Origin of the sequence: Rhizobium sp. CRRU65 (assembly GCF_048551595.1) — a bacterium.
In the GTDB taxonomy this organism is placed as follows: Bacteria; Pseudomonadota; Alphaproteobacteria; order Rhizobiales; family Rhizobiaceae; genus Rhizobium; species Rhizobium leguminosarum_J.
The window spans coordinates 512,874-532,627 of sequence record NZ_JBLYZH010000002.1 but is presented as its reverse complement, the minus strand read 5'-3'; the positions used below and the strand labels follow the sequence as shown (position 1 = coordinate 532,627).

15 protein-coding genes are annotated in these 19,754 nt (G+C 62.6%); 12 read left to right on the top strand and 3 right to left on the bottom strand.

From position 1 onward, the window contains the following. Positions 1-3: 3 nt before the first annotated feature. The 7 genes from ACM5SV_RS05695 to ACM5SV_RS05665 all read left to right on the top strand — a co-directional run bounded on the left by ACM5SV_RS05695 (position 4) and on the right by ACM5SV_RS05665 (position 9,345). Positions 4-1,002, top strand: a complete 999-nt coding sequence (locus ACM5SV_RS05695; protein ID WP_003553525.1) for an ABC transporter permease — start codon at positions 4-6, stop codon at positions 1,000-1,002. Then, positions 1,002-2,174: an ABC transporter permease gene (locus tag ACM5SV_RS05690; protein ID WP_221961543.1), complete on the top strand. Its 1,173-nt coding sequence runs from the start codon at positions 1,002-1,004 to the stop codon at positions 2,172-2,174. The genes ACM5SV_RS05695 and ACM5SV_RS05690 overlap by 1 nt, the downstream gene beginning before the upstream one ends. Before the next feature lie 96 nt (positions 2,175-2,270). Then, complete coding sequence (locus ACM5SV_RS05685; RefSeq protein WP_222005189.1) at positions 2,271-3,479, top strand: glycosyltransferase family protein; 1,209 nt, start codon at positions 2,271-2,273, stop codon at positions 3,477-3,479. A 9-nt stretch (positions 3,480-3,488) separates the two neighbouring features. Further along, on the top strand, positions 3,489-4,736 hold the full coding sequence (locus ACM5SV_RS05680) for a glycosyltransferase (protein ID WP_222005188.1): 1,248 nt from the start codon (positions 3,489-3,491) through the stop codon (positions 4,734-4,736). Further along, positions 4,733-5,878, top strand: coding sequence for a glycosyltransferase family protein (locus ACM5SV_RS05675; RefSeq protein WP_260690378.1), 1,146 nt, complete (start codon positions 4,733-4,735; stop codon positions 5,876-5,878). The genes ACM5SV_RS05680 and ACM5SV_RS05675 overlap by 4 nt, the downstream gene beginning before the upstream one ends. Before the next feature lie 182 nt (positions 5,879-6,060). Continuing rightward, positions 6,061-8,775 (top strand): ABC transporter ATP-binding protein, encoded by a 2,715-nt coding sequence (locus tag ACM5SV_RS05670; protein ID WP_222017025.1) that lies wholly within the window; start codon positions 6,061-6,063, stop codon positions 8,773-8,775. A 102-nt stretch (positions 8,776-8,877) separates the two neighbouring features. After that, a complete protein-coding gene (locus ACM5SV_RS05665; RefSeq protein WP_012763550.1) occupies positions 8,878-9,345 on the top strand; it encodes a cyclic nucleotide-binding domain-containing protein in 468 nt (155 codons plus the stop codon). A 158-nt stretch (positions 9,346-9,503) separates the two neighbouring features. Here the strand turns inward: ACM5SV_RS05665 and ACM5SV_RS05660 are convergent, their stop codons facing one another. Further along, a complete protein-coding gene (locus ACM5SV_RS05660) occupies positions 9,504-10,835 on the bottom strand; it encodes an MFS transporter (protein ID WP_003553508.1) in 1,332 nt (443 codons plus the stop codon). Positions 10,836-11,214: 379 nt separating this feature from the next. On the opposite strand from ACM5SV_RS05660, the gene cyoA reads away from it, so the two are divergent. Genes cyoA through ACM5SV_RS05635 form a run of 5 tightly spaced genes read left to right on the top strand, consistent with a single transcriptional unit; the run spans position 11,215 to position 16,257 of the window. Further along, positions 11,215-12,399: a ubiquinol oxidase subunit II gene (gene cyoA / locus ACM5SV_RS05655; RefSeq protein ID WP_222005185.1), complete on the top strand. Its 1,185-nt coding sequence runs from the start codon at positions 11,215-11,217 to the stop codon at positions 12,397-12,399. A 42-nt stretch (positions 12,400-12,441) separates the two neighbouring features. Next, complete coding sequence (cyoB, locus tag ACM5SV_RS05650) at positions 12,442-14,445, top strand: cytochrome o ubiquinol oxidase subunit I (protein WP_128439092.1); 2,004 nt, start codon at positions 12,442-12,444, stop codon at positions 14,443-14,445. Between the two features lie 5 nt (positions 14,446-14,450). Beyond that, positions 14,451-15,071, top strand: a complete 621-nt coding sequence (cyoC, locus tag ACM5SV_RS05645; RefSeq protein ID WP_025397699.1) for a cytochrome o ubiquinol oxidase subunit III — start codon at positions 14,451-14,453, stop codon at positions 15,069-15,071. Beyond that, positions 15,068-15,469, top strand: coding sequence for a cytochrome o ubiquinol oxidase subunit IV (gene cyoD / locus ACM5SV_RS05640; RefSeq protein ID WP_012763555.1), 402 nt, complete (start codon positions 15,068-15,070; stop codon positions 15,467-15,469). The genes cyoC and cyoD overlap by 4 nt, the downstream gene beginning before the upstream one ends. Beyond that, positions 15,466-16,257, top strand: coding sequence for an SURF1 family protein (locus ACM5SV_RS05635; RefSeq protein ID WP_222017028.1), 792 nt, complete (start codon positions 15,466-15,468; stop codon positions 16,255-16,257). The genes cyoD and ACM5SV_RS05635 overlap by 4 nt, the downstream gene beginning before the upstream one ends. A gap of 6 nt (positions 16,258-16,263) precedes the next feature. Here ACM5SV_RS05635 and ACM5SV_RS05630 read toward each other — a convergent pair whose 3' ends face one another. After that, positions 16,264-18,192 carry a PAS domain S-box protein gene (locus ACM5SV_RS05630; protein ID WP_419425114.1) on the bottom strand — a complete coding sequence of 643 codons (1,929 nt, stop codon included), beginning with the start codon at positions 18,190-18,192 and terminating at the stop codon, positions 16,264-16,266. A gap of 68 nt (positions 18,193-18,260) precedes the next feature. Next, the gene (locus ACM5SV_RS05625; protein WP_222017033.1) at positions 18,261-19,667 is read right to left on the bottom strand and encodes an FAD/NAD(P)-binding protein; all 1,407 of its coding nucleotides are present in this window, start codon (positions 19,665-19,667) and stop codon (positions 18,261-18,263) included. Positions 19,668-19,754 lie beyond the last annotated feature (87 nt).

The following is a 19,754-nucleotide window of genomic DNA, read 5'->3' as shown; positions in this document are numbered from 1 at the left end:
GGCGTGCTCAGATACATTCTCTGGCGCATCGCCGCCATGGTGCCGACACTCTTCGTCATTTCGGCGCTGGTCTTCACCATCATCGAACTGCCGCCCGGCGACTTCTTCGAGAGCCAGATCGCCGAGCTGCGTGCCTCCGGCGAGACCGCCAACCTCCAGGAAATCGAGGAGATGCGCCAGCAATACGGCTTCGACAAGCCGGAGATCGTGCGCTATTTCTACTGGGTCGGTGGCATGCTGCACGGCGATTTCGGCTATTCCTTCGAATACCAGCTGCCGGTCTCGGACGTCGTCGGCGATCGTTTGTGGCTGACGATGCTCGTCTCCTTCACGACGATCCTGCTCACCTGGCTGATCGCCTTTCCGATCGGCATCTATTCGGCCACGCACCAGTACAGCTGGGGTGATTACGGGCTGACGTTCCTTGGCCTGCTCGGGATCGCCGTTCCGAACTTCATGCTGGCGCTGATCCTGATGTATTTCGCCAATATCTGGTTCGGCATCTCGATCGGCCATCTGATGGACCAGCAATATATCTCGGCGCCGATGAGCTGGGAGAAGGCGCGGTCGATCCTCTCTCACCTGTGGATCCCCGTGATCATCGTCGGCACGGCCGGCACGGCCGGCATGATCCGGCGGCTGCGCGCCAACCTGCTCGACGAGATGCAGAAGCAGTATGTCGTCACCGCCCGCGCCAAGGGCCTGCCGCCGCTGAAGGCGCTGGTCAAATATCCGCTGCGCATGGCGCTCAACTTCTTCGTCGCCGATATCGGCTCGATCCTGCCGTCGATCATCTCGGGCGCCGAGATCGTCGCGATCGTGCTGTCGCTGGAAACGACGGGGCCGATGCTCATCAAGGCGCTGCAGAGCCAGGACATGTATCTGGCCGGCTCCTTCCTGATGTTCCTGGCCTTCCTCAACGTCATCGGCGTGCTGATCTCCGACATCGCGCTGGGCTTCCTTGATCCCCGCATCCGTCTGCAAGGCAGGAGCACCAAATAATGTCGCCCCTTCCCGCACCCGGCGCGCCGCTTCCGCATTACGTCTCGACCGCGCCTTTCGATCCGCTTGCGACCGAATCGATGACGTCGGCGCAATCGCGCATCCATCTCGCCTCGCAAAAGCAGCTGATGTGGTGGAAATTCAAGCAGCACAAGCTCGCCTTGATCTCCGGCATCTTTCTCGCCGCCGTCTACCTGATGATCCTGATCGTCGAGTTCCTGGCGCCCTACGGCCTGCACACGCGCAATGTCGATTTCATCCACGCGCCGCCGCAGGCCGTCCATTTCTTCGACAAGGGCAGCTTCGTCGGTCCCTTCGTCTACGGCCGCGGCATGACGCTCGATCTCGACACGCTGCACCGCGTCTATACCGACAGGCCGAACGACGTGCAGCCGATCCGTTTCTTCTGCCGCGGCGACGCCTATAAATTCTGGGGTCTCGTCACGTCGAACTATCATCTGGTCTGCCCGGCGATCGGCGGCCAGATGTTCCTGCTCGGCACCGACCGGCTCGGCCGCGACGTGCTCTCGCGCATTCTTTACGGCGCGCGGATATCGCTGACGATCGGTCTGATCGGCATTTCGATCAGCTTCGTGCTCGGCATCGTCATCGGCGGCCTTGCCGGCTACCGCGGCGGCGTCTTCGATCTCATCGTCCAGCGCCTGATCGAAGTGCTGCAATCGCTGCCGAGCCTGCCGCTGTGGATGGCGCTGGCTGCCATCATGCCGGTGACCTGGAGCCCGATCGTCATCTATTTCGGCATCACAGTCATCCTCGGCATCATCGACTGGACGGGGCTCGCGCGCGCCGTGCGCTCCAAGCTCCTGGCGCTGCGCGAGGAGGATTATGTCCAGGCCGCGCAGCTGATGGGCGCCAGCACGCCGCGCATCATCGGCCGGCATCTGGTGCCGGGCTTCATGTCGCATCTCATTGCTTCGGCGACGATTTCAATCCCCGGCATGATCCTTGGGGAGACCGCGCTCTCCTTCCTCGGCCTCGGCCTTCGTCCGCCAATCACCAGCTGGGGCATTCTGCTGACCGAGGCAAAAAGCGTCAGCGTCATCGCCTTCTATCCCTGGCTGCTCTATCCGATCATTCCTGTTGTTCTTGTCATTTTGGCGTTCAACTTTCTGGGAGATGGCTTGCGTGACGCGGCAGATCCCTACAAATAGCAGGAAACGCGGCGGCGCATCACGGCACCGCCCCCACCTCTTGGCCTCCGGACGGTGGGGTTACTAACTATGTTGCTGACCCCAGAAGGGATGCCAATGTCCAGACGTCTCGAAGATGCGCGCATCCTCATGTACAGCCACGATACTTTCGGTCTCGGCCATCTGCGCCGCTGTCGCGCCATTGCCCATGCGCTGGTCGAGGATTATCGCGGCCTCAATATCCTGATCATTTCGGGTGCCACCATCGCCGGCGCCTTCGACTACCGCGCCCGTGTCGACTTCGTGAAGATCCCGAGCGTCATCAAGCTCCGCAACGGCGAATATACCTCGCTCGCCAGCCATATCGACCTGCACGAGACGCTGAAGATGCGCGAATCGAGCATTCGCCACACGGCCGAGACCTTCCAGCCCGATATCTTCATCGTCGACAAGGAACCGATGGGACTGAAGGGCGAGGTCGAGGATACGCTCGCCTATCTCAAGGCCCGCGGCACCGTCCTGGTGCTGGGGCTGCGCGAGATCATGGACGCGCCGCATCTGCTCGAGGCCGAGTGGAAGAAGAACAGCGTCATGCAGAAGATCGACCAATATTACGACAGCGTCTGGGTCTATGGTCCGCCGGATTTCTACGATCCGCTGATCGGCCTCGACGTCCCGGCCAGCCTGCGCCGGAAGATGGATTTCGTCGGCTTCCTGCAGCGCAGCGTCTCCAAGGGCAAGACCTCGATCAACGCCCGCAAGGACAACTACATCCTCGTCACCACGGGCGGCGGCGGCGACGGCTCCGATCTCGTCCATGATGTCATGAACGCCTACGAGGCCGATCCGACGCTGACGCAAAAGGCGCTCGTCGTGCTCGGGCCCTATATGCCGGCCGCCGAGCGCGCCAAGCTGGTGCAAAAGGGCGAAGCCATCCCCTATATCGAGGTGATCGAGTTCGACAACCACATGGAAGAGCTGATCGACGGCGCGACCGGCGTCGTTGCCATGGGCGGTTATAACACCTATTGCGAGATCCTCTCCTTCGACAAGCCGGCCCTCATCGTGCCGCGCGTCAAGCCGCGCGAAGAGCAGCTGCTGCGCGCCCTGCGGGCAAGCGAGCTCGGCCTCGTCGACATGCTGCTGCCGGATCAGTCGGTCGACCCCACGGTCATGGCCGAAGCGCTGAAGCGTCTGCCTTCGCGCCAGCCACCGTCGAAGAGCGGCGGCAATATGCGTCTCGAAGGGCTGGACCATATCTCCCAGACCGTCGGCCGTTGGATCGACGGCCGCGGCAGCCACCTTTCCCTCGTCGGCGCGGAATAGGGCACGGCCTTGCCGCCACGCCGCAAGATCCTCGTCGTGCTGAAGGGCTATCCCCGCCTTTCGGAAACCTTCATCGCCCAGGAGCTGCTCGGCCTCGAAAAGGCCGGCTTCGACCTGACGCTGATTTCCATGCGCCGGCCGACCGACAAGAAGCGCCATCCCGTGCATGAGGAGATCCGGGCGCGCGTCGTCTATCTGCCGGAATATCTGCACGAGGAGCCGATCCGCGTGCTGAAGGGCCTCAGCGCCGGCCTCTCCAAACCCGGCTTCAAGGCGCTGATGAAACGCTTCCTCGCCGACCTCAAGCGCGACATCTCCCGCAACCGCTTCCGGCGTCTCGGCCAGGCGCTGGTGCTGGGGCGCGAATGGCCGGACGAGGGCGAATGGCTGCATGCCCATTTCATCCACACGCCGGCCTCGGTGACGGAATATGCGAGCATCCTCACGGGAACGCCCTGGACCTGTTCGGCGCATGCCAAGGACATATGGACGTCGCCAGACTGGGAGCTGAACGAGAAACTAGGCAGCGCCCGCTGGACCGTCACCTGCACCAGGACGGGCTACGACCATATGCGCGCGTTGACGTCACGCAAGGAGGCCGTGCATTTGAGTTACCACGGTCTCGATCTCGCCCGCTTCGGCCATTTTGCCGGCGAGCGCTCGGACCGGACCGGCAGCGACCCGGACGATCCGGCCTTCATCCTCAGCGTCGGCCGCGCCGTCGAGAAGAAGGGTTACGACGTGCTGCTGCGGGCGCTGGCGCTGTTGCCCGCCGAGCTTCACTGGCGCATGGACCATATCGGCGGCGGCGAGGAGCTTGCGAAACTGAAGGCGCTGGCCACTGAACTCGGGATCTCCGGCCGCATCGTCTGGAAGGGCGCCATGGCCCAGGAAGACGTGCTCGATCATTACCGCCGCGCCGACCTCTTCGCGCTCGCCTGCCGGATCGCCGCCAACGGCGACCGCGATGGCCTGCCGAACGTCCTGGTCGAGGCCTCCAGCCAACGGCTGGTCTGCCTGTCGACCGAAGTATCCGGCGTGCCGGAACTGCTGAAGAACGGTGAAAACGGCCTCGTCGTGCCGCCAGACGACCCGGTAAACCTCGCCGCAGCGCTGGAGGCGGCGATCCGCGACCCGGCGCTGCGCAAGCGGCTCGGCGATGCCGCCGAACGCCAGGTGCGCCAATATTTCGACTATCACTCCAGCATCAGACAGCTCACCGGCCTGTTCGAGGCCGAATGGCAGAAGGCGTCATGACGGCACCGCGTATCTTCTTCTACGTCCAGCACCTGCTCGGCATCGGTCACATCGCCCGCGCCAGCCGCATCGCCAACGCGCTCGTCAAGGACGGTTTCGACGTCACGGTCGTGACCGGCGGCCTGCCGGTGCCGGGCTTTCCGGGCGAAGGCGTAAAGACCGTGGCCCTGCCGGCGGTCGTTGCCAGCAATGCCGGTTTTTCCGGTCTCGCCGATGCCGATGGCCGGCCGGCCGACGAGGATTTCCTCCATGCCCGCCGCCAGCTGCTACTCGATGCCTTTCATGCCGCAAGGCCCGATGTCGTCATCATCGAAGCCTTCCCGTTTGGCCGGCGACAGATGCGCTTCGAACTGCTGCCGCTGCTCGAGGCGATCGACAAGGCAGAACCGCGGCCGAAACTTCTAAGCTCGGTGCGCGACATCCTGCAGGAAAACCGCAAGGCCGGCCGCGACGCGGAGACCGCCACGCTGGTCAAGGATCGTTTCGATGCCGTGCTCGTCCATGGCGATCCGGATTTCATCCGGCTTGAGGACACCTTCCCGCTGACTTCAGAGATCGCCGACAGGCTGCGTTACACCGGCCTCGTCGCTGCCCCGCCGGCGCCCGAACCGACCGAGACATTCGACATCATCGCATCGGCGGGCGGCGGCGCGGTCGGCGCCGCGCTGATCGGCGCGGCAAAAGAGGCGGCAGCGCTGCTGCCCGACGATCTTCGCTGGCTGCTGGTCGCGGGCCCGAACCTGCCTGAGGCCGATTTCGCCGCGCTGCTGGAGGGCGCGGCCCCGAATGTGACGCTGGTGCGCTTCCGCAGGGATTTTCCCTCGCTGCTTCGCGGCGCCAAGGTGTCGATCTCGCAGGCAGGCTACAACACGGTCGGCGATCTCCTGCGCACCCAATGCCGGGCGATCCTCATTCCCTTCGTCGCCGGCGGCGAGACCGAGCAGACGGTGCGTGCCGAACGGCTGCAGGCGCTCGGGCTTGCCGATATCCTGCCGGAAACCGGCCTGACGGCGGGCCATGTGAAAGAGGCGGTCGAAAAGGCGCTCGCCGCTCAGCCACGGGGGCCGGTCTCGCTCGACCTCGACGGGGCGGAGAAAACCGCCTCCATCATTCGCTCCATGATTGCCGAATCCCTCGCCTAATCCAAAATTCCTGTGGTATAAGCAATGTTCCGGCGAGAATCGGCACTTTTGCAGCCGGTCCTTTCGCCTTGTTTTCATTGCGATATCGGCGGTCCGGCTGCATGATCCTGTCCTTAGAATTCCTCCCCGTCCCGGCGCCCGGATCGCGCCCCCGGAATTTCCCAGCAAGCTGACGGTTAGCCATGGAAAAAAGCCTCGCCCGCTACATCTGGAAGAACACGCGGCTGCAGCAGCTGTGGATTCTGGCTGTCGTCGCCGCCTCGATGGTGCCCTACTTCCTGTCCTTCGACCTGCCGAAGCAGATCGTCAACGGACCGATCCAGGGTGACGGCTTCGAGGGCCCGGGCGCCACGCAGACCTTCATGCACATCGCCTACGACCTGCCTCTGATCGGCCACGTCGAATTCTTTCAAGGGTTGCAGCTCAACCGCTTCCAGATGTTGATGGCCCTCAGCCTGGTGTTTCTGGCGCTGGTGGTGCTGAACGGCCTCTTCAAATTCTACATCAACACCTATAAGGGCCGGCTCGGCGAGCGCATGCTGCGCCGTATCCGCTTCGAGCTGATCGACCGGGTGCTGCGCTTTCCGCCCATTCACTTCAAGCGGGTCAAATCGGCCGAAATCGCCACCATGATCAAGGACGAGGTGGAGCCGATGGGCGGCTTCACCGGCGATGCCTTCGTCTCCCCTGCCCTTCTCGGCGGCCAGGCGATCACGGCGCTCGCCTTCATCATCGTCCAGAACTTCTGGCTCGGCATGATCGCCGCCGGCATTGTCGGCGTGCAGGCGATCGTCATTCCCCGCATGCGCAAGCGCCTGCTCGAACTCGGCCGCCAGCGGCAGCTGACGGCGCGCGAGCTCTCCGGTCGCGTCGGCGAAATCGTCGAGGGCATCGGCACGATCCACGGCAACGACACATCCAACCTCGAACGCGCCGACATCGCCTCGCGGCTCGGCCGGATCTTCTCGATCCGCTACGACCTTTACCAGTGGAAGTTCCTGGTGAAGTTCATCAACAATTTCCTCGCCCAGGTCACGCCTTTCCTGTTTTACGCCATCGGTGGCTATCTGGCGCTGCAGGGCCGCCTCGACATCGGCCAGCTCGTCGCCGTCATATCAGCCTACAAGGACCTGCCCGGTCCGCTGAAGGAACTGATCGACTGGGACCAGATGCGCCAGGACGTGCAGGTGAAGTACCAGCAGGTCTACGAGCAGTTCAATATCGAGCCGCTGATCGACAGCCGCATTCAGCAACTCGCAACCGCCCCGGTCGGCGCGCTGACGGGCGCGTTCGTGGTCACCAACCTGTCGCTCTCCGACGACAGCGGCGCCCGCCTCGTCGACCACGTCTCCGTCGAGATCAAGCCGAACGAGACGGTGGCGATCGTCGGGCCGAACGGTAGCGGCGCGGAAGCCTTCGCCGAAGCGCTCGGCCGCATGGTCTGGCCGGACTCCGGCCGCATCACCATCGACGGCCGCGATCTCCTCGAGATGCCGGAATCGATCACCGGCCGGCGCATCTCCTATGCCTCGTCCGACACCTTCTTCTTCCACGGCACGCTCGCCAGCAATCTGCTCTACGGCCTGAAACATGCGCCGATGACCGATCCCGTTTACGACGAGCGGGAAGCGCTGGAGTATAAATGGCATTCCGCCGAGGCGGAGAAGGCCGGCAACCCGACGCTCGACCTCAACAGCGACTGGGTGGACTACAAGGCCGCCGGCGCCAGCGGGCCCGAGGACATTCTAAAAGCGATCCGCCCGGTGCTCGACGCCGTGCTGATCTCGCAGGACATCCTCGACCTGGCGCTGCGCTCGACCGTCAACACCGACGTGCATGTGGCGCTCGGCGAGCACGTCGTGGCGCTGCGCGCCTCGCTCAGGGACCGGCTGCGCGACGAGGGGCTCGACACCATCGTCGTGCCTTTCGATTTCGACGCCTATAACGCCCAGGCGACGGTCGGCGAGAACCTGCTCTTCGGCACGATGAAACGGCCTTTGATGACCAACCGCAGGCTTGCCGCGCATCCCTATTTCCAGCAGCTCTTCCGTGAGACCGGGCTCAGCACCGATCTCTACGACATGGGCCTCGAGATCGCCGAGAACGCGGTGGAACTCTTCCACGACCTGCCGCCGGACCATCCTTTCTTCCAGCAGCTGACCTTCATGACGGCCGACGACATTCCGACCTACCAGGCGCTGCTGCAGAAGCTGCAAAGCCGCCGCTTCGAGGACGCCACGCCCGAGGAGCGTTCGGCCATCATCCGGCTGAGTTTTGCCTATATCGAGCCGCGCCACCGCTTCGGCTTGCTGACGAACGAGCTGATGGACAAGATCGTCAGCGCCCGCAAGCAGTTCCACGAGCATATTCCGGCCGATCTCGCCGAGCTGATCGAGCGCTACGACGCCGAGCGTTTCACCCCGTCGGCAAGCCTGATGGACAATGTGCTGTTCGGCCGTATCGCCTATCAGCAGGCTGACGCCTCCGACCGCCTCCGCGCCATCATGGGCGAACTCTTCGATGCGCTCGATCTTTATGACGACGTGCTGTCGATCGGCCTCGAATTCGACGTCGGCTCCGGCGGCAAACGGCTGACGATGGTGCAGCGGCAGAAGCTGAACCTGGCCCGCGCGCTGTTGAAGCGCTCGGATTATTTCATCTTCAACCGGCCGCTGTCGGCGCTCGACCAGCGCGTTCAGGATCAGATCACCCGCAACATCATCGAGAACCTGCACGAGGAAGGCCATCGGCCGGCGATCATCTGGGTGCTCTCCAATGCCCGGCTGGCGGAGATGTTCGACCGGATCCTGCTCTTCGACCGCGGCGGATTGGCGGAAGCCGGAAACTTTCCGGAACTTTCCGAGAAAAACGGGATGTTCAAGGAACTGTTATCGTAATATTCTATAGGGGCGGCGATGGTGGGTGTTCCCGTTGGGAACGCCTCGAAGTTTGAAGATGCCTGGTCCCGTGGGACCCTGCGTCAGGGGATTGAAACGCTCATGCTGTTGAGAGACGAAGTCGAAATGCTGCGAAGGGTGCCGATCTTTTCAAGGATCGCGCCAGCAAAGCTCAAGCTTTTGGCCTTTACCTCCGATCGCATGACCTACAAGGCCGGACAGGACCTCTTCCATCAGGGCGATGTCGGTGATGCCGCCTATGTCATCCTCACGGGCACGGCCGATATCGTCGTCGCCTCGCCGGCGGGCGAGATCAAGGTCGCTGACGTCGAACCCAATTCCATCGTTGGCGAAATCGCCATTCTCTGCGATGTCTCGCGCACGGCAACGGTGCGCGCCACCTCGCCGCTCGAAGTGCTGCGCATCAGCAAGGAGCACTTTCTGAAGCTGCTCAGCGATTTTCCGGAGATGGCCGTGGAAATCATGCGGGTGCTGGCCGACCGCCTGAACCACACCACGGCGGAACTGACCGCGGCCCGGGCGGCGAAACAGCCGCAAATGGCGCAGTAAAAACGCATTCATCGTGTCGGCGGCCATTGCTGGATGACGACGGACCAGCCGCCGGTCTTGCCTTTAATTATAGATTGCAATGCATTCAATAATAGAACCGCGCTGCCCGAAAACGAAAGCCTGCATGGTTTTCCATGCAGGCCGGTATGCAAGTCCGTCTATTCGCGCTGTTCCAGTGCCCTGCTGAAGGCGAGGGCTGCAAGCGTGCAGATGGCGCCGGACAGCAGGTAGTAGCCGACGAAGGTCAGGCCGAAGCGGCTGGAAAGGCTGAGCGCCACCAGCGGCGCGAAACCGGCGCCGATCAACCAGGCAAGATCCGAGGTGAAGGCTGCACCCGTATAGCGATAGCCGCGGCCAAAGCGGGACGAGATCGAGCCCGTCGCCTGGCCGAAGGAAAGGCCGAGCACGCCGAAGCCGATGATGACGAAAGCGTCATGGCCGCTATTGCCGGATGCGATCAGGCTCGGCCCGATAAAGCTGAAGACGGCGATGATGACGGCGCAGATTGCAAGCTGGGCGCGCCGGCCGATACGGTCGGCGATCAGGCCCGAGGCGATGATGGTGATGATGCCGACCGCGGCGCCGACCACCTGCACCACCATGAAGGCGCCGATCGGCTGGTTGCCGTAAAGGCTCATCCAGCCGAGCGGGAAGATGGTGACGAGGTGGAACATGGCAAAACTCGCGAGCGGCACGAAGGCGCCGATCAGGATGTCGCGGCCGTGAACGCGTAGCACATCGAGGATAGGGGCTGCTTCCAGCTCGTGCTGTTCCAGCAGCGTGCCGAATTCCTTGGTCATGACGAGGCGCAACCGCGCAAACAGTGCCACCACGTTGATCGCGAAGGCGACGAAGAAGGGATAACGCCAGCCCCAGGAGAGGAAATCCTCACTGGAAAGATTGGCGACGAAATAACCGAACAGGGTGCTGGCCAGCGCAAAGCCGATCGGCGCGCCGAGCTGCGGGATCATCGCATACCAGCCGCGGTGCTTGGCCGGCGCGTTGAGCGCAAGCAGCGAGGCAAGGCCGTCCCAGGCGCCGCCGAGCGCGAAGCCCTGGCCGAGACGGAAAAGCGCCAGCAATGCGATCGACCAGGCGCCGATCTCCTCGTAACCCGGCAGGAAGGCGATCGAGGCGGTGGAGCCGCCGAGCAGGAAGAGCGCGATCGTCAGCTTGGTGCCACGGCCGTACAGCCGGTCGATCGTCATGAAGACGACGGAGCCGACGGGGCGGGCCAGGAAGGCCAGCGAGAAGATGGCGAAGGAATAGAGCGTACCCGTCAGCCTGTCCGGCGCGAAGGGGAAGATCAGCTGTGGAAAGACCAGGACCGAAGCGAGGCCGTAAACGAAGAAATCGAAGAACTCCGACATGCGGCCGATCACCACGCCGATGGCGATACTACCAGGCGAAACCGGTTTGTCGTCGTGAATGCGCCGCGCGTCGCGTTCCAGCGACGACGACGATGGTCCATAATTCGATGTTGTAGCCATAAAACGCCTCCCTCGTTGAAGCGCTTTCGGCAAGGCGCCTCAGCCTGATCTTGATCAAACCCGCAGGCTTATCAAGTCCGTAAGACGTAAATAGTTCATCATGGCGGCTCAAAATGAGGCGTGGGCGGAAAAAATAGCGTGATCCGACCGGCGATTTTCGGATGGGAACGCTGGCATGGCCGGCTCTGGCGGATATATTGATTGAAACATGCGCTCGCCAAAGAATCCTTCTTGAATTCATCAGGATTTCAAAGCTGTAGTGCAACACGATTTATGCCGCAATGCGGCATGCTTGCTGCACTGCGACCAAACACCTCATGTCGCTATCAGGTCCAGTGCGTTAGTCGCGGAACGAACGAAACAACAAGAGCTTAGAGACGTGCTAAAACTCGTGAAGTTTTCCCGCCTTCTATCCGTCTTGCCGCTGCTTTTCCTGGCAGGATGCAACATGGTGGTCATGGCGCCATCAGGCGACATCGCCGCGCAACAGCGCGATCTCATCGTCATCTCGACGGTGCTGATGCTTTTGATCATCATCCCGGTGATCTTCCTGACGCTGTTCTTCGCCTGGCGCTACCGCCGCTCCAATACGGCCGCCACCTACGCGCCGGAATGGCACCATTCGACCCGCCTCGAAATCGTGATCTGGGCAGCGCCGCTGGCGATCATCATCGCGCTCGGCGCCGTGACCTGGATTTCCACCCATAAGCTCGATCCCTACCGCCCGCTCGACCGCCTCGATGCGGAGCGCGCCATTCCGGCCGATACCAAGCCGTTGAACGTCGAGGTCGTGGCGCTCGACTGGAAGTGGCTGTTCTTCTATCCCGATCTCGGCATCGCCACCGTCAACGAACTCGCCGCCCCGGTCGACATGCCGATCAATTTCAAGATCACCGCCTCCTCGGTGATGAATTCCTTCTATATCCCTGCCCTGGCCGGCCAGATCTATGCGATGCCCGGCATGGAGACGAAGCTGCACGCCGTCATCAACAAGCAAGGCGAATATGAGGGCTTCTCCGCCAATTACAGCGGAAGCGGCTTCTCGCACATGCGCTTCAAGTTCCACGGCCTTACCCAAGAGGGCTTTGACGCCTGGGTGGCGCAGGTCAAGCAGCAGGGCACGATGCTCAACCGCGACGCCTATCTGAAGCTCGAGAAGCCGAGCGAAAAGGAGCCGGTGCGTTATTATGCCGGCGCCGATGGCGACCTTTACAACGCCATCCTCAACATGTGCGCCGCTCCGGGCAAGATGTGCATGAACGAGATGATGCATATCGACATGATGGGCGGCGGCGGCAAGGAAAGTGCCGAGAACCGCGAGAAGCTGCGATACGACGACCGTCATGCCGACGAAGGCATCGTGGCGCCCGCCGCCACCGTGCCGGCGACCGGGGCTCCGGCACGCAGCGAGCCCGCCGAGCGGACCGACGGCAACAACATGCAGCACGACATGCCCGGCATGCCTAGCACGCCCGGAATGGACATGCAGCACGAGGGTCATTCCATGCCCGGCATGAGCAATGGCGCCGATCCGGCGCCGGCGCAGCTCAACAATAACAATTAACCTGGCGCTTTGCGTCGCAAGACATAATGAACGGGTTGTTCCATGTTTTCCAATCCTGACCTCCTGAAGTTCGTCTTCGGCCGGTTGACCCTCGATGCCATCCCCTATCACGAGCCGATCCTGGTCGTGACCTTCATCGGCGTCGTCATCGGCGCCCTCGCGGTGCTCGGCATCATCACCTATTTCAAGTTCTGGGGTCCGCTCTGGCGCGACTGGATCTGCAGCGTCGATCACAAGAAGATCGGCATCATGTATGTGATCCTCGCCGTCATCATGCTGTTGCGCGGCTTCTCCGACGCGATCTTGATGCGCATCCAGCAGGCGATCGCCTTCAACGGTTCGGAGGGCTATCTGCCGCCGCACCATTACGACCAGGTCTTCACCGCCCACGGTGTCATCATGATCTTCTTCGTGGCGATGCCCTTCGTCACCGGTTTGATGAACTTCGTGGTGCCGCTGCAGATCGGCGCGCGCGACGTCTCCTTCCCCTTCCTCAACAACTTCTCGTTCTGGATGACCACCGCCGGCGCGATCATCATCATGCTGTCGCTGTTCATCGGCGAATTCGCCCAGACCGGCTGGCTCGCCTACCCGCCGCTGTCGGGGGCGGCCTACAGTCCGGGCGTCGGCGTCGATTATTATATCTGGGGTCTGCAGGTGGCCGGTGTGGGAACGACGCTTTCGGGCATCAACCTGATCGCCACCATCGTCAAGATGCGCGCTCCGGGCATGACCTTCATGAAGATGCCGGTCTTCACCTGGACGGCACTTTGCACCAACGTGCTCATCGTCGCCTCCTTCCCGATCCTGACGGCAACGCTGGCCCTCCTGTCACTCGACCGCTATGCCGGGACGAACTTCTTCACCAACGACCTTGGCGGCAATCCGATGATGTACATCAACCTCATCTGGATCTGGGGCCATCCGGAAGTCTATATCCTCGTGCTGCCGGCCTTCGGCATCTTCTCGGAAGTCGTCGCCACCTTCTCCGGCAAGCGCCTCTTCGGCTACGCCTCGATGGTCTACGCGACCTGCGTGATCATGATTCTGTCCTACATCGTCTGGCTGCACCACTTCTTCACCATGGGTTCGGGCGCCAGCGTCAACTCCTTCTTCGGCATCACCACGATGATCATCTCGATCCCGACAGGGGCGAAGATTTTCAACTGGCTCTTCACCATGTATCGCGGCCGCATCCGCTTTGAGGTGCCGATGCTGTGGACGGTCGGCTTCATGGTGACCTTCGTCATCGGCGGCATGACCGGCGTCATGCTTGCCGTGCCGCCGGCCGACTTCGTGCTGCACAATTCGCTGTTCCTCATCGCCCACTTCCACAACGTCATCATCGGCGGCGTTCTCTTCGGCATGTTCGCCGGCGTGAACTACTGGTTCCCGAAGGCCTTCGGCTTCAAGCTCGATCCCTTCTGGGGCAAGATGAGCTTCTGGTTCTGGCAGATCGGCTTCTGGTTCGCCTTCATGCCGCTCTACGTGCTCGGCCTGATGGGTGTCACCCGCCGCGTCAGCCAATTCGAGGACCCGTCGCTGCAGATCTGGTTCATCATCGCCGCCTTCGGCGTCGGCCTGATCGCGCTTGGCATCGCCGCCTTTCTCATCCAGATCGTCGTCAGCTTCATGAAACGCGAGGAATTGCGCGACGATAGCGGCGATCCCTGGGACGGCCGCACGCTGGAATGGTCGACATCCTCGCCGCCGCCGGATTACAACTTCGCCTTCACGCCTGTCGTGCACGATCATGACAGCTGGTACGACATGAAGAACCGTGGTTATGCGCGTCCGCTGGAAGGCTTCCGGCCGATCCACATGCCGAAGAATACCGGCACCGGCGCGATTCTGTCGGCCATCAGCGTCGCCCTCGCCTTCGGGCTGATCTGGTATATGTGGTGGCTGGTGGTCGTCTCCTTCGTCGCCATGCTGGTGGTCGCGATCGGTCATACCTTCAACTATGGACGCGATTTCCACATTCCCGCCGAAGAGGTGACCGAAACGGAAGGCAAGCGCACCGCGTTGCTTGCCGAGCAGGTGTGATGACCATGAGCGATCAGACTATCGACACGGCCGAAAAGCCTGAATTCTACCTGACGGAAGACCATCATCCTGAGAACAGCACCAATCTCGGCTTCTGGCTCTACCTGATGAGCGACTGCCTGATTTTCGCGGTGCTGTTTGCAACGCACGGCGTGCTCGGCCGCAACTATGCCGCAGGCCCGTCGCCCGCCGATCTCTTCGACCTGCCGATCGTTGCCCTCAACACCTCGATGCTGCTGTTTTCGTCGATCACCTACGGCTTCGCGATGCTGCAGATGGAGCGCAACGCCAAGGCGGAAACACTGTTCTGGCTTGGTGTGACCGGCCTGTTCGGCGCAGCTTTCATCGGGCTCGAACTCTACGAGTTCATCCACCTGATCCACGAAGGCGCCGGGCCGACGCGCAGCGCCTTCCTCTCCTCCTTCTTCACTCTGGTCGGCACGCACGGACTGCACGTCACCTTCGGCATCATCTGGCTGATCACGCTGATGGTGCAGGTGTCGATGCACGGGTTGATCGAGGCCAACCGCCGCCGCCTGATGTGCCTTTCGATGTTCTGGCACTTCCTCGACGTCGTCTGGATCGGCGTCTTTTCCTTCGTCTATCTGCTGGGAGTTCTCGGATGAGTTCGCAAGCACCTGCCCATGAGGATGCCCACGAGGCTCATCACGGCCACAGCCACGGCCATCAGGCCGGCCATGGCACATTCCGCAGCTACATGACGGGCTTCGTGCTCTCCATCATCCTGACCGCCATTCCCTTCTGGCTTGTCATGTCAGGCGTCTTCGAAAGCCCGGCGGTGACGGCGGTGCTGGTGATGGGCCTCGGCGCCATCCAGATCGTCGTCCATATGGTCTTCTTCCTGCATATGAATACCAGGAGCGAGGGCGGCTGGACGATCATGGCGCTGATTTTCACCCTCATCATCGTTGCCATCGCGCTCTCCGGTTCGCTCTGGGTCATGCATCATCTCAACACCAACATGATGCCGATGAGCCCCGAGATGATGAAGAACATGCCGTGACGACGACGAAGGGGCGGCGGCAGCGCCACCCGCAGGCGTCCTCGGAAAAATCGGATCGACGGCGTCATCGGGCAAAACGCGCGATCTTCGCCGTCTGCCTGATACTGCTTGCTGCGGCACTCGCGGCACTCGGCACCTGGCAGGTCGAGCGGCTGGCCTGGAAACGCGACCTCGTCGCCCGCGTCGACCAGCGTGTGCATGCGCCACCCGTAAAGGCACCGGCACGCGCCGACTGGAACAAGATCAATGCCACTGATGACGAATACCGGCAGGTGACCGCGGCCGGGACGTTGGCGAACGACAAGGAAACACTGGTCTATGCCTCGACGGTGCTTGGGCCGGGCTATTGGGTGATGACGCCGCTGATGCTGACCGATGGCACATCGATCCTCGTCAATCGCGGCTTCGTGCCGACCGAGAGGCGCGACCCGGGCTCGCGCCGCGAGGGCGAAGTGTCAGGCCCGGTCGAGATTACCGGGCTGATGCGGATGACGGAGCCGAAGGGATCGCTGCTCAAATCCAATGACGTCGCCACTGATCGCTGGTATTCGCGCGATGTCGCGGCGATCGCGCAAAAGCGCGGCGTCGGTACGGTCGCGCCCTATTACATCGACGCTGATGCCACCGCCAACCCGGGAGGCCTGCCTGTCGGCGGCCTGACCGTCATCGCTTTCCCCAACAACCATCTCCTCTACGCGATCACCTGGTATGGGCTGGCGGCGATGGTGCTGGCATTGCTGGTGTTCATTGTTCGCGGCGAGAGGGCCACTCGCATAAGGCAGCAGTGATCGTCCTTATGAAGCGACCCGGCTGATCGCCTCGGCGAGCTGCGCCTGCGAGAACGGCTTGCCGAGGCGTGGCAGATTGGCGATGCCGGCGCCTTCGGGGATTTCGGCATAACCGGTTGCGAGGATGATCGGCATGTCGGGCCAATCCTTGCGGATCGCCTCAGCGAGCTGCGCGCCGGTCATGCGCGGCATGGCATGGTCGCAAATCACCAGGTCCACCTGCTGCTCGCGCAGGATGTCGAGCGCTTCGGGACCCGCCATCGCCTCGAACACGGTATGGCCGAGATCCTCCAGCATCAGCGTCGTATTCATCAGGACCAGACCATCGTCGTCGACGGCGACGATGCGTAGCCGGCGCGGCGCATTTTCCACCTGTTGCGGCCGCTCGGCAGCGGCCTCGGTCACCTGTTCGACAAGTGCGACCGGGAACCACAATTCGGCCGTCGTGCCTTCGCCAAGGCTGCTCTTCATCATCAGGCGGCCACCGGACTGGGATGCAAGGCCCTGCACCATGGAAAGGCCGAGACCAGTGCCCTTGCCGACACCCTTGGTGGTGAAGAACGGCGTGATCGCCTGCTCCAGCGTCTTGGCGTCCATGCCCTCGCCTTCATCGATCACCGCGATACGGACGTAGCGGCCAGGCGACAACGGTCCCTTGCCTGATGGCAGCGATTCCTCGGATGCGCGAAGCACAATCCGGCCGCCGGACGGCATGGCGTCGCGGGCGTTGACGACAAGGTTCAGGATCGCCATCTCCAGCTGGTTCGGATCGGTCAGGATCGTCGGCAGCCTGACGGGGAAAGAAGTCTCGATCATGGTCAGGGGACCGAGCGAACGGCTCAGCATATCCATCATCCCGCGGACCAGACCGGAGACGTCGATCGGCTCCAGGTGCAGTTCCTGGCGGCGGGAAAAGGCCAGCATGCGCTGCGTCAGCGCGGCACCGCGCTGGGCGCCCTGCATGGCATTATCAACAAGCGATGTCAGCGCGAGATCCTGCGGCATGCGTTTCTTGAGGATTTCAAGGCTGCCGAGAACGGCCATCAGCAGATTGTTGAAATCATGGGCGATACCACCGGTCAACTGACCGATCGCCTCCATCTTCTGCGACTGGAAGAGCTCTTCGCGCGCCTGCTCCAGTGCCCGCTGGGTCTCCATCTTCTCGGTGATATCGCGGGTGATCTTCGCAAAACCCAGCACATCGCCTTCCTCGTCGCGGATGGCGTCGATGACGATGCTGGCCCAGAAACGGGTGCCGTCCTTGCGCACGCGCCAGCCCTCCCTCTCGAACCGGCCCTCGGCGCGCGCGATGCCGAGCGCGGTCTCCGGCAAACCGGCTTCGCGGTCCTCGGGAGTATAGAAGGTCGAGAAATGCTGACCGATAATTTCTTGCGGCCGATAGCCCTTGATCCGCTCGGCGCCGAAGTTCCAACTGCTGACATTGCCAACGGGATCGAGCATGTAGATCGCATAGTCCGAGACGCCCTGGACCAACCGGCGGAACTGTTCCTCGCTCTGGCGGATGGCGTTTTCGGCGGCCCGGCGTTCGGTCAGGTCGCGAGTGATCTTGGCATAGCCGATGAGCTCGCCGGAGGGACGGCGGATCGGATCGATGACCACATGCGCCCAGAAGCGGCTGCCATCCTTGCGCCGGCGCCAGCCTTCTCCCTCGAACCGGCCGTGCTCCTCGGCCGTGGCCAGCGCGCGCTGCGGTAGCCCCGCGGCACGGTCCTCTGGCAGATAGAAACGGGAAAAATGCTCGCCGAGAATTTCGGAAGGCTTGTAGCCTTTGAAGCGCTGGGCGCCGGCGTTCCAGCTGGTGACGATGCCTTCGGGGCTCAGCATATAAATAGCGTAGTCGGTGATGGCATCGACCAAAAGGCGAAAGCGTCCCTCTTCGTCGAGAGACGTGTCATGTCGATCTAGCACTTCCATATGCCCCTCTGAGTCACCAGCGCTTTATAACGCAGCACGGGGCGGATAGTTCCGAAGCAGCCGTAATTTCAAACGGCCTTGACCTGTGGGTAGAACCGCTCGCCAACGCGGTCGGCAGCGGCATAGGCCTGCGAGACGATCTCCGGCACAAGATCGATATCGGGCAGGCTGCCGAGGCCGAGCGGCCCGACGGCAAAGAGCCCGGCCACCGTCGAACCGTCCTCAAGGAAGGGTTCGCCGCGCGCATTGACCGCGAGCCCGAGCGATAGCTCGTCCGGCATGGCAAGGCCAGCGGAAAGCAGGCTCTGCATCAAGGGCGCTGAAAGGTCCGGCGCCTGGCAGCGGCAATCGATGATGCGCTCGGCATGGATGACCTCTTCTCCGGCGGAACCGGCCGGCGTGAAGAACAGGCCGCTCAGGCCCCGGCGGCCGGCCCGGCCGCGGCGCAGTACCGTGCGGCCTTCGGCGAGCTCGCGTTTCAGGCGCAGGTGCATGGCCTCCGGCAGGCGGTTGCGATGGCTGTCGTAGATTGCCCTGAGGTGGCGGTTGAATTGATGCTTGTCGCGGGCCGGCAGCGAGCGCCAAAGCGAGCGGGCATGTTTTCTGAGGCCGTTCATCACCGATTGCCAGCTTCGCCCGGCTTCCTCCGCCTCGCGACAGGCTTCACGGATGAAGCGGACGATCTCCGGCAGGCTCTGCGGCAGCGCTTCGGCCGGGAAGACCGGATCGGCGGAATTCGGCGTATGGCTCTGCGGCAGGAAGCCGCGCCGGGAAACGATCGTCACCTGGCCGGCATAACCGGAATCGCGCAGCTGCAGCAGCTGGTCGACGACGCGGATGCCGCTGCCGAGCAGCACCGCATGCGGCCGCGCGACAAGGCGCTGGGCCCTGACCGGCGAAGCGTCCTCACCGCCGGCATCGGGCGCCGTCAGCCCGTAGCCGGTGGCGAGGATGACGGTATCGAACAGCGGATTGGCGGGATTGGCGCTTTCGAGCAGGAAGCGGTTGCCGTGGCTCCTGCGGATCGCCACGACCGGATCGTTGCAGACCTGGACGGTGATATCCCTGCGCGCGGCCAGTGCTTCCGAAAAGCGCTGGTAGACATAATCGCTGAAGATCTCCTTCGGCACGAAGATCTGCCGGAATCCGGGGATGGCGGCCGGCACGGCGGCGCGGAAAGCGGCGTTGCTGCAGAGCCAGTCGTTGAAATCGTCATTGTCGCCGACCGAGACCGAGAGATCCCGGACACGGGTGTTGAGGATCGTCGAGGAACGCACCGAGGCCAGCGCCTGCCCACCGCTGACCGACGAATTCGGATCGAACAGCTGCAGGTGGAAGGGGGCGCGCACTGTCTTCATCAATGCGATGGCCGTCATCATCCCGGAAAAGCCGCGCCCGACGATCGCAATGCGCGGCACGGCTGATATCTGCGCCGCCGCATTGGCTCTGGCGGAAAAAAGTCCCTGAACCGTCATCGCAACTCCTTTGCGGCTTCATCCGCACCCTGGGTCGATCGAGGTTTCAACGCATAAAACAGTGGTTCACGCGTTGATGAGGTTCAT